Source organism: Streptomyces sp. NPDC048196, from assembly GCF_040652715.1.
GTDB lineage: Bacteria > Actinomycetota > Actinomycetes > Streptomycetales > Streptomycetaceae > Streptomyces > Streptomyces siderophoricus.
Genome location: NZ_JBEZMM010000101.1, coordinates 1 through 10,960 on the forward strand (window position 1 = coordinate 1; position 10,960 = coordinate 10,960).

2 protein-coding genes are annotated in these 10,960 nt (G+C 67.8%); both read left to right on the plus strand.

The genetic code is table 11. From position 1 onward, the window contains the following. Positions 1–8,667 (plus strand): amino acid adenylation domain-containing protein, encoded by an 8,667-nt coding sequence (locus tag AB0E02_RS38965; protein WP_362149455.1) that lies wholly within the window; start codon positions 1–3, stop codon positions 8,665–8,667. 61 nt (positions 8,668–8,728) lie between these two features. After that, positions 8,729–10,960, plus strand: a 2,232-nt coding sequence (locus AB0E02_RS38970) for a condensation domain-containing protein (RefSeq protein ID WP_362149458.1), incomplete at its 3' end; no start/stop codon positions are given.

Below are 10,960 nucleotides of genomic sequence, written 5' to 3' on the forward strand. Positions count from 1 at the left end.
ATGCAGCGCCCGGACAGTATCCCGCTGTCGTTCGCCCAGCGTCGGCTGTGGTTCCTGCACAAGCTCGAAGGCCCCTCACCCACCTACAACATGCCATTCGCGCTCGAACTGACCGGCCAGGTGGACCAGCAGGTCCTGCGTGCCGCGCTGCTGGATGTCGTCGAGCGCCATGAATCGCTGCGTACCGTTTTCCCCGAGCACCAAGGCCAGCCCTTGCAGCGGGTCATCGCCACCGACCAGGTGGCATGGAACTGGGAGACACGCGAGGTCACCGAAGGGGCACTGCCGAAGGCTCTGGACACTGCCGCCCGCCATCCCTTCGACCTCTCTTCGGAGATCCCGATCCGAGCGTCGCTGTTCGCCTGCGGTGAAGAGCTGGTTCTGATGATCCTCATCCATCACATCGCCGGCGACGGCTGGTCGGTGCAGCCGTTGGCGCGCGACATCGTCACGGCTTACGCGGCCCGCAGCGCAGGCCGGGCCCCGGCGTGGGCGGAATTACCCGTGCAGTACGCGGACTACAGCCTCTGGCAGCGGCAGCTGCTGGGTGATGAGTCCGACCCGGACAGCGTGCTCTCCCGACAGGTCACATACTGGAAGCGGCAGCTGGCCGATCTACCAGAGCAGTTGAGCCTTCTGACTGACCGGCCGCGGCCTGCGGTGGCCTCGTACGAGGGCGCCACCACGACGTTCGTGCTGGACGGTGAGTTGCACCGGGACCTCGCTGCGCTGGCGGGCGACCGTGGTGCGACCGTGTTCATGGTGCTCCAGGCCGGGATGGCGGCGCTGCTGACCCGGCTGGGTGCGGGCACCGCCATTCCGCTGGGCAGCGGCATCGCCGGCCGTACGGACGGGGCCCTGGACGAGCTTGTCGGGTTCTTCGTCAACACGTTGGTGCTGCGTACCGACACCGCGGGTGACCCCGAGTTCGGGGAGCTGCTGGCACAGACGCGGGAGACCAGTCTGGCGGCGTACGCCCATCAGGACGTGCCGTTCGAATACCTCGTGGAGGTGCTCAACCCAAAACGGTCGACGGCCCATCACCCTCTGTTCCAGGTCGCGCTCACCCTGCAGAGCGCGCCCGAAGGCACCTTCGAGCTGCCGGGACTCGAGGTACGGCACCGGCCGGTCGGTACCGGCACCGCCCGCTACGACCTGCTGATCTCGCTCACAGAGCGCCACGACCGAGACGGTGTTCCGTGCGGGTTGGAGGGTCTGGTGGAGTTCGCCACCGACCTGTTCGACGAGGAGACGGTGCGACGGCTGGTCGAGCGGTGGGAGCGTCTGCTCCGTGCGGTGACCGCCGATCCCCGTACCCGCATCGGGCAGGTCGAACTCACCGATGCGGCTGAGCGCGAAGTCGTACTGGCTAAGGGAAGTGGCACGGTCGCCGAGCACATCGGCCTGCTGCCGGACCTGCTCGCCGCGCAGGCCAGCCGCACCCCGGACACCGTCGCGGTGATCTGTGACGGGACGCCCCTCACCTACGCCGAGCTCGACGCGCGAGCCAATCGCCTGGCCCGGCTGCTCATCGGCCGGGGCGCCAGCCCCGAACGAGTGGTTGCCGTCGCTCTGCCTCGATCGGCGGAGCTCATCGTCGCACTGCTGGCGGTTCTCAAGTCCGGTGCGGCCTACCTGCCGCTCTCCCCCGAAGATCCCGCCGAACGGCTCGGCTCCCTGATCGCCGATGCCGACCCGGTGCTCCTGGTCACCAGCGAGGCGGTATCCGTGCCGGATCGCGTCGAGCGGTCTGCGCGAGTGGACCTGAGCGACCCGGGGACCGGTGCTCTGCTCGCGGAACTGCCCGGTGCCCCGCTGACGGACCAGGAGCGCACCGTCCCCCTGGACGGTGCCCACCCCGCCTACGTGATCTACACCTCCGGATCAACCGGGCGTCCCAAGGCGGTTGTGGCCGAACACCGGGGGCTGGCCGGGCACCTCCAGTGGATGAGCGCGACCTACCCCGTTGACAGCGGTGATGTCGTCCTCTTCCGCACTGCCGTCGGGTTCGACGCCGCCGTGTGGGAAATATGGCTTCCCCTGCTCACCGGTGCGACGGTCTCGGTCGCCCCCGACGTGGTTCTGCGTGACCCGCAGCGGTTGGTCGACCTCATCGTCCGCGATCACGTCACCACCGCCCAGTTCGTCCCCTCGCAGCTGGCCACTCTCCCGGCACCGCCGCCCGCCCATGCGATGACCCGCATCTTCTCTGGGGGCGAGCCGCTGGGTGCCGCGCTCGCCGAGGAGGTCGCGTCCGCCTGGAGTTGCCGGGTCATCAACCTCTACGGGCCCACCGAGACCACGGTGCAGGTGGCCTCGGCAGTCGCGGCCCGCTCCCGGCGCACCGGTCACACCGTTCCCATCGGCAGGCCCGTGGCCAACACGACTCTGGCAGTGCTGGACGACCGGCTGCGACCGGTGCCGGTTGGCGTGCCGGGTGAGCTGTACGTGGCGGGGGCACAGGTGGCTCGCGGCTACCTGCACCGGCCCGGACTCACTGCTGACCGGTTCGTGGCCAACCCCTTCGGACCCTCCGGAACGCGGATGTACCGCACCGGCGATGTGGTCCGGTGGACCGCTGATGATGAGCTGGAATTCGTCGCCCGGGCCGACGATCAGGTCAAGGTGCGGGGCTTCCGTATCGAACCGGGTGAAATCGAGGCCGTGCTGCGCGCCCACCCCGCCGTGATGCAGGCCGCGGTGGTCGTCCGGAAGGACGAGCCCGACGATCAGCGGCTGGTCGGCTATGTCGTGCCTGCGGCGAACGCCGGGGAGCAGGCGGTCGAGGAGCAGGTTGCCGAGTGGCGCGACGTCCACGACGCGGTGTCAACCGGCTCCCGCACCGACGAATTCGGCGCCGACTTCAGCGGGTGGACCAGCTCGTACACGGGGAAGCCGATTCCGCTGGAAGAAATGCGGGAGTGGCGGGACTCCGCAGTGGCACGCGTGCGAGAAGGCGCGTACCGGCGCGTGCTGGAGATCGGTGTCGGGTCCGGGCTGCTCCTCGCCCACCTGGCCCCACAGTGCGAGACCTACTGGGGGACGGACCTGTCCCCGGCGGTGATCGACCGGCTCTCGCGCCTGGTGAACGAGGCGGGACTGGCCGACCGAGTGCGGCTGCGCCGCCAGTCAGCCGACGACACCACCGGGCTACCGGCCCACTACTTCGACACCATCGTGCTCAATTCCGTTGTGCAGTATTTCCCGTCCGGCGAGTACCTGACCAAGGTGCTCGGGCACGCGAGGGAACTGCTGGCACCGGGCGGCAGGATCATCTTGGGTGACATCCGCAACCTCCGTACTGTACGGGCGCTGCACACCGCGGTACAGGCCGGACGGTACGGGCTCGCCAAGGACGCTGCCCGACTGCATGCCGCAGTGGAGCGTGCGGTGCTGATGGAGAAGGAACTTCTGGTCGCACCGGAGTTCTTCACCATACTCGGCGAGCGTGACGAGAGCATCGGTGCGATCGATGTGCGGTTGAAGCGGGGCAGCTACCACAACGAACTGACCCGCCACCGCTACGAGGTGGTGATGCACGCAGCCGACGCACCCCAACCCGCCGGCACCGAGCCGACGTCGTTCGTCGAAACCGCCGAATTGCGGTGGGGCCGAGAGGTATCCGCGCTCGACGATCTGCCGAGCGACGCCGACGGCCCGGTCCGCATCACAGGACTGGTCAATGCCCGGCTCGTGGGCGAAATGACCGCGGCAGCCACGCTCGACCGCTGCAGGGAGGGCACCGCCCCCATAGCCAACGCCGTCGATCCGGAGGATGTCGTCACATGGGGCGAGGGCCACGGCCTGAGCGTCGTGACCACCTGGAGCGCCGAAGGTCCGGAGCTGTTCGACGCCGTGGTTTGGCCGAAGGCGGCCGACGGCCAGCCGGTACACGGCACATACCGCGTCGGCACCGCGTCGGGCCCGCTGGTCAACAACCCGGCCACGGTCAGGGGCATCGGTGAGGTCCTGGCCTCGGTGAAGGACATGCTCACCGAACGCCTGCCGGCGCACCTCATCCCGTCGCACTTGGTGCCCATCGGCGCGCTTCCGGTGACCCGCAACGGAAAACTGGATCGCACTGCCCTGCCGGTTCCGGACCCCGCGATCGGCAGCGGGAAAGCCCCGCGCACGCCGCACGAAGAGGTGCTGTGCGGGCTGTTCGCCGAGGTACTGGGCGTGCCGCGGGTCGGTATCGACGATGGCTTTTTCGCTCTGGGCGGGCATTCGCTCCTGGTGACCAGGCTGGTCAGCCGGATTCGCAGCGTGCTGGGTGTCGAGGTGGCCATCGCCATGGTCTTCGAAGCGCCCACCGTGGCGGAACTCGCACAGCGGCTGGACAGCGACAGCACCAAGCGCCCCGCCGTTGTGCCGGTGCCGCGCCCGCAGACCGTTCCACTGTCGTTCGCCCAGCGTCGGTTGTGGTTCCTGCACAAGCTGGAAGGGCCGTCGGCGACGTACAACATGCCGTTGGCCCTGCGACTGTCCGGTGACGTGAACCAGGCGGCACTGCGGGCCGCCCTGCTGGATGTGGTGCGCCGCCACGAGTCCCTGCGCACCGTTTTCCCTGAGCAGGACGGCGAGCCCCAGCAGCGGGTCATCCACGCGGACCAGGTGGAGCTGTGGTGGGAGAACCGTACGGTCAGCGAACACGGGCTGCCCGAAGCATTGGAGACCGCGGCCCGTCACGGGTTCGACCTCGCCACCGAGCTCCCGGTCCGGGCATCCCTCTTCACCTGCGGCGACGACCACGTGCTGCTGCTTCTCATCCACCACATCGCCTGCGATGGCTGGTCAATGGGGCCGTTGACACGGGACATCGTCCAGGCGTACTCCGCCCGCAACACAGGCCAGGCTCCGGCATGGACGGCACTGCCCGTCCAGTACGCCGACTACACCCTGTGGCAGCGCGAGTTGCTGGGGGTCGAGTCCGACCCGGGCAGTGTGCTCTCACAGCAGGTCACGTACTGGACGAAACAGTTGGCGCAGCTGCCGGAGCAGCTGAACCTGCCCACCGACCGACCGCGCCCACAGACGGCCTCCTACGCGGGCTCCAGCCTGACCTTCGACCTGGAGGTCGAGCTTCACCGGCAACTGTCCGCGCTGGCAGGCCGGAGCGGCACCACTGTCTTCATGACACTCCAGGCGGGGATGGCGGCGCTGCTGACCCGGCTGGGTGCGGGCACGGACATTCCGCTGGGCAGTGGTGTGGCCGGGCGGCTGGATGAGGCCCTGGACGATTTGGTCGGGTTCTTCGTCAACACCTTCGTGCTGCGGATGGACACGTCGGGGAATCCGACTTTCGCGGAGTTGCTCGGTCGGGTTCGGGAAACGAGTCTGGCGGCGTATGCTCATCAGGATGTGCCGTTCGAGTATCTGGTGGAGGTCCTGAACCCGCAGCGCTCCGCCGGCCACCACCCCATGTTCCAGGTGGCGCTGGTGCTGCAGAACGCACCCGTCAGTGCGGTGGATCTCCCGGGCCTGCGCGTCACCGAAGAGAAAGCCGCAACCGGCACCTCGCGCTTCGACCTGCTGATCTCTCTGCACGAACGCCATGACGAGGCCGGTGGCCCGGCGGGAATCCAGGCACTGGTGGAATATGCGACGGACCTGTTCGACCGATCCACAGTTGAGTCACTGCTGACCCGGTGGACCCAGCTGCTGCACCAGGTGTGCGCACAGCCCGAGCAGTCGATCGGGCAGGCCGAGGTACTCCTCGACGGCGAGCGGGAGCAGCTGGTGTCCGGCTGGAACAGCTCCGCGCCGGCACCCGCCACACCGTTGGTGGAGTCGTTCGCCGAGTGTGTGCGGTGGGGGCCGGACGCGACGGCGCTGGTCTCCTACGACGGGGAGTCGATGTCGTACGGGCAGCTGGACGCCCGGGCGAATCAGCTGGCGCATTACCTGATCGAGCGGGGCGTCGGCCCGGAGCACATTGTGGGCGTGCTGCTGCCCCGTTCGGTCGAGATGGTGGTGGCCTCCCTCGCGGTCCTCAAGGCCGGGGGCGCCTACCTGCCGCTGGATCCGGCCTATCCGGCTGACCGGCTGGAGTTCATGCTGGCGGACGCGCAGCCGGTACTGGTGCTGGACGAGGAAGCACTGCGCCAGGACTGGAGCGGTTACCCGGACACCGACCCGGAGCGGCGAATGGAGCCCGGACACCCGGCGTACGTGATCTATACGTCCGGTTCGACGGGCCGCCCCAAGGGCGTCCTGGTCTCTCACAGCGGGGTGGCGAGCCTGGCGGCTGCCCAGCGGGAACGGCTGGAGGTGACCGCGAGCAGCCGGGTCCTGCAATTCTCTTCACCCAGCTTCGATGCCGCCGTCTGGGAACTGGTGATGGCCTTCAGCAACGGCGCGACGCTGGTGATTCCGCACCCGCACCAACTGACCGGTGACGGGCTGCGCCAAGTCTTGGACGCCCAGTCCATCAGCCACGCGCTGATTCCGCCCTCGGTCCTCGCCACACTCCCCGCGGACTCCGCAGGGCGGTTGCCGGGGCTCGCGAACCTGGTCGTCGGCGCGGAGGCATGCCCGTCCGGCCTGGTCGAGCTCTGGTCGGAGGGTCGGCGGATGGTCAACGCCTATGGGCCCACCGAGTCCACGGTGTGCGTCACGCTGAGCCGGCCGCTGTCCACAGCGGGAGCGGTGCCGATCGGCGGGCCGGTGCCCGGTACGAACGTGTATGTGCTGGACGAAGGGCTGCGCCCGGTTCCGCCCGGAGTAGCCGGTGACCTGTACGTAGCCGGCGCGGGCCTGGCTCGTGGCTACCAGGGACGCGCGGCGCTGACCGCCGAACGCTTCGTGGCCTGTCCCCTCGAGCCTGGCGCGCGGATGTACCGCACCGGAGACGTCGTGCGCTGGAATTATGACGGCGAGCTGGAATTCGCCGGCCGCGCCGACGAGCAGGTGAAGGTGCGCGGCTTCCGTATCGAGCCGGGTGAGATCGAGGCAGCACTCACCACCCACCCGGAGGTGGCGCAGGCTGTAGTGGTCGCCCGCGAGGACACCCCGGGCGATGCCCGGCTCGTCGCCTACGTGGTCCCGGCAGCCCCGGGCGAGCAGAGCCAGAAGGACGGACAGATCGGGGACTGGCAACAGATTTACGAGTCCGTCTACTCCGGCGGAGCCGAAGGGGAATTCGGAGAGGACTTCACCGGTTGGCACAGCTCCTACACCGATGAGCCGATCCCGCTGAACGAAATGCGGGAGTGGCGCGACGCGGCGGTGACGCGTATCCGGGAATTCCGGCCGCGCCGCCTGCTGGAGATCGGCGTCGGCTCGGGCCTGCTGCTCGCACAGCTTGCCAAGGAATGCGAGTCGTACTGGGCTACCGATTTCTCCGCTACCGTCATCGACCGGCTCCGGCGTCAGACTGCCGATGCCGGACTGGCCGACCGAGTACACCTCGAATGCCGGGCAGCCGACGAAACCGAGGGGCTGCCGACCGGGTTCTTCGACACGATTGTGCTGAACTCCGTGGTGCAGTACTTCCCCACCGGTGACTATCTCTCCCGGGTACTGGACGCCGCACTGCGTCTGCTGACGCCGGATGGTCGGCTGATTGTCGGTGACGTACGGCACCTCGGCACCGCGCGGATGTTCCAGACGGCCATCCAGGCGCGGCGGCTCATGGCGGACACCGGTTCGGTGCGGCTGCGAGCAGCCGTCGACCAGGCGATGCGTGCCGAGCCGGAACTTCTGATCGCACCGGAATTCTTCACCGAACTCGCCGCGGCCGATGACAGGATCGGTGGTGTGGGCATCTGTCTCAAGCGAGGCACCCACCACAATGAGTTGACCCGGCACCGGTACGAGGTCGTGCTGCACGGGACCGCCACGAAGGCACGTTCGCTCGCCGGGGTCGCCGAGCTCGCATGGGGCCAGGACGTGACAGACATGGACAGCCTGCTCCCGGCACTGGCCGCGGACGAGCGCGGCCTGCGGGTGACCGGTATCCCCAACGGCCGTCTGGCCGCCGAGCTACCGCGGCCGCCTACCGCCGTCGAGGCGGTCGGCAGCCAGGACCCGGAAAAGTTCACCAGTTGGGCCGAACGACACGGCCTCCGTGCGCTGTTGACCTGGTCGCCGCGGGGACCTGAGTGGTTCGAAGCAGTGCTGTGTCCCGCCGACAGCCCGGCGATGTCGGAGGTCTACCGGCCGGCTACGACGGGTGCTCCAGGTCAGTGGGTGAACGATCCGGCGACCTCCAGGTCCATGGGATCGCTCGCCACCACGGCACGGGCGCACGCAGCCGGACAATTGCCGGAATTCATGGTGCCGTCGGCGGTCGTCGTGCTGGACCGGCTGCCACTGACTCCGAACGGCAAGCTGGACCGCAAGGCCCTGCCGGTGCCGGACTACGGCGGCCTTGGTGGTGGCCAGGCCCCGCGCACGCAGCGGGAAGAGGTGCTGTGCGCGCTCTTCGCCGAAGTGCTCGGCATTCCCAGGGTCGGTATCGATGACAGCTTCTTCGACCTCGGCGGGCACTCCCTGCTGGTGACCCGGCTCGTCAGCCGGATCCGGAGTGCATTGGGGCTCGAAGTAGCCATCGCCACGGTATTTGACAACGCCACCGTCGAGGCGTTGGCGAAGAGCCTCGGGAGCACTCCGAAAACCCGTCGGACCGCGCTGCGACGGATGCCGCGGCCCCAGGAGAATTCCTGAGCTGGCCCGCCCCACCCATTCTTAAGTGACTCTTCGGCGCATTGGGATACTGACGTATCCGATGGTGCGATCCGAGCCGTATGTGGAAGAAGGTACGTTTCTCGTGATACCGCTGTCGTTCGCTCAGCGCCGCCTGTGGTTCCTGCACAAACTCGAAGGCCCCTCAGCCACCTATAACGCGCCGCTGGCGCTGCGGCTGACCGGAAACCTGGACCCGCAGGCGCTGCGCTCCGCACTGCTCGACGTGGTCGAACGGCACGAGTCGCTGCGCACGGTGTTCCCCGAAGTCGATGGCGAGCCCCAACAACGCGTCATCGAACCCCGTCAGGTCGCACTGGAATGGGCAATCAGCGAGGTCACCGAGCGAGAACTTTCGGATGCACTGGCAGCTGCGGCACGCCACAGCTTCGACCTTGTCACCGAAATACCGATCCGGGCATTTCTGTTCGACATCACGGACAGCGAAGCCGCCGAGGACGAGTGCGTTCTCATGGTGCTGCTCCACCACGTCGTCGGCGACGGCTGGTCGATGGGCCCCTTGGTCCGGGACATCGTCGAGGCGTATTCGGCACGGTGCGAGGGGCGGGCCCCCTCGTGGCCAGAACTGCCCGTGCAGTACGCGGATTACACCCTGTGGCAGCGCGAGTTGCTGGGGGACGAGTCCGACCCGGACAGTCTGCTGTCGCAGCAAGTCGCGTACTGGCGGGAGCAGCTCGCGGGCCTCCCGGAACAGTTGAACCTGCCGGCCGATCGGCCGCGGCCCGCGGTCGCCTCGTACCAAGGCGCCACCTTGAATTTCACGCTGGATGCCGAGCTGCACCGGCAGCTGTCCGCGCTGGCGGCCGGCAGTGGCGCGACTGTGTTCATGGTGTTGCAGGCGGGGATGGCGGCGTTGCTTACGCGGCTGGGTGCGGGCACGGACGTTCCGCTGGGCAGTGGGCAGGCGGGGCGGACGGACGAGGCGCTCGATGATTTGGTCGGGTTCTTCGTCAACACCTTTGTGCTGCGGGCGGACACGTCGGGGAATCCGAGTTTCGCGGAGTTGCTGGGTCGGGTTCGGGAGACGAGTCTGGCGGCGTATGCCCATCAGGATGTGCCGTTCGAGTATCTGGTGGAGGTCCTGAACCCGCAGCGCTCCGCCGGCCACCATCCGCTCTTCCAGGTCGCCCTGGTGGTGCAGAACGCACCCGGCACCGATGCCGAACTGCCCGGACTCCGCATGACTCAGGAAGACGTCGGAACCGGCACCTCCCGATTCGACATGCTGATCTCCCTGCTCGAACGCCACGACAAGACCGGGTCGCCGACCGGCATTGATACGTCGCTGGAATACGCGACGGATTTGTTTGATCGGTCGACGGTTGAGTCGTTGATGGCGCGTTGGGTGCGGTTGCTTGAGCAGGTGGTTGCGCGTCCTGAGATGCGGATTGGTGAGGCGGAGGTTCTGCTTGAGGGTGAGCGGGGCCGGTTGTTGTCGCAGGGGGGCGGGCTTGCTGGGGAGTGCGTGCCGGGTGTGTCTTTGGTGGGGTTGTTTGCTGAGCGGGTGCGGTTGGCGCCGGACGCGACGGCGGTGGTGTCCTGCGGTGGGGTGTCGTTGTCGTATGGGGAGTTGAATGCGCGGGCGAATCGGTTGGCGCATTATCTGATCGAGCGGGGTGTCGGCCCGGAGCAGATCGTGGGTGTGTGTTTGCCGCGTTCGGTTGATTTGGTGGTGGCGGTTCTCGCGGTTCTCAAGGCGGGGGGTGCCTATTTGCCGTTGGATCCGGCTTATCCGGCTGGTCGGCTGGAGTTCATGGTGGCGGATTCGCGGCCGTTGCTGGTGCTGGATGAGGAATTGGTGGGCCGGAATCGGGATGGGTATTCGGATGCTGATCCGGAGCTTCGGCTGGAGCCCGCGCATGCGGCGTATGTGATTTATACGTCTGGTTCGACGGGTCGGCCGAAGGGTGTGGTGGTTTCGCATAGTGGGGTGGCGAGCTTGGCGGCTGCTCAGGGTGAGCGGTTGGGGGTGTCGTCGGGGAGTCGGGTGCTTCAGTTCTCGTCGCCGAGTTTTGATGCGGCGGTGTGGGAATTGGTGTTGGTGTTCGGCAGTGGTGCGACGCTGGTGGTTCCGGATTCGGAGGGGTTGTCCGGTGAGGGGCTTGGGCGTGTGTTGCGGGAGGGGCGGGTTTCTCATGTGACCTTGCCTGCGTCGGTGTTGGCGTCGCTGCCGAGCGGTGTGGAGGACGAGCTGGCGGATCTGTCGACGTTGGTGTTGGCGGGTGAGGTGTGTTCGCGGGAGTTGGTGGCGCGG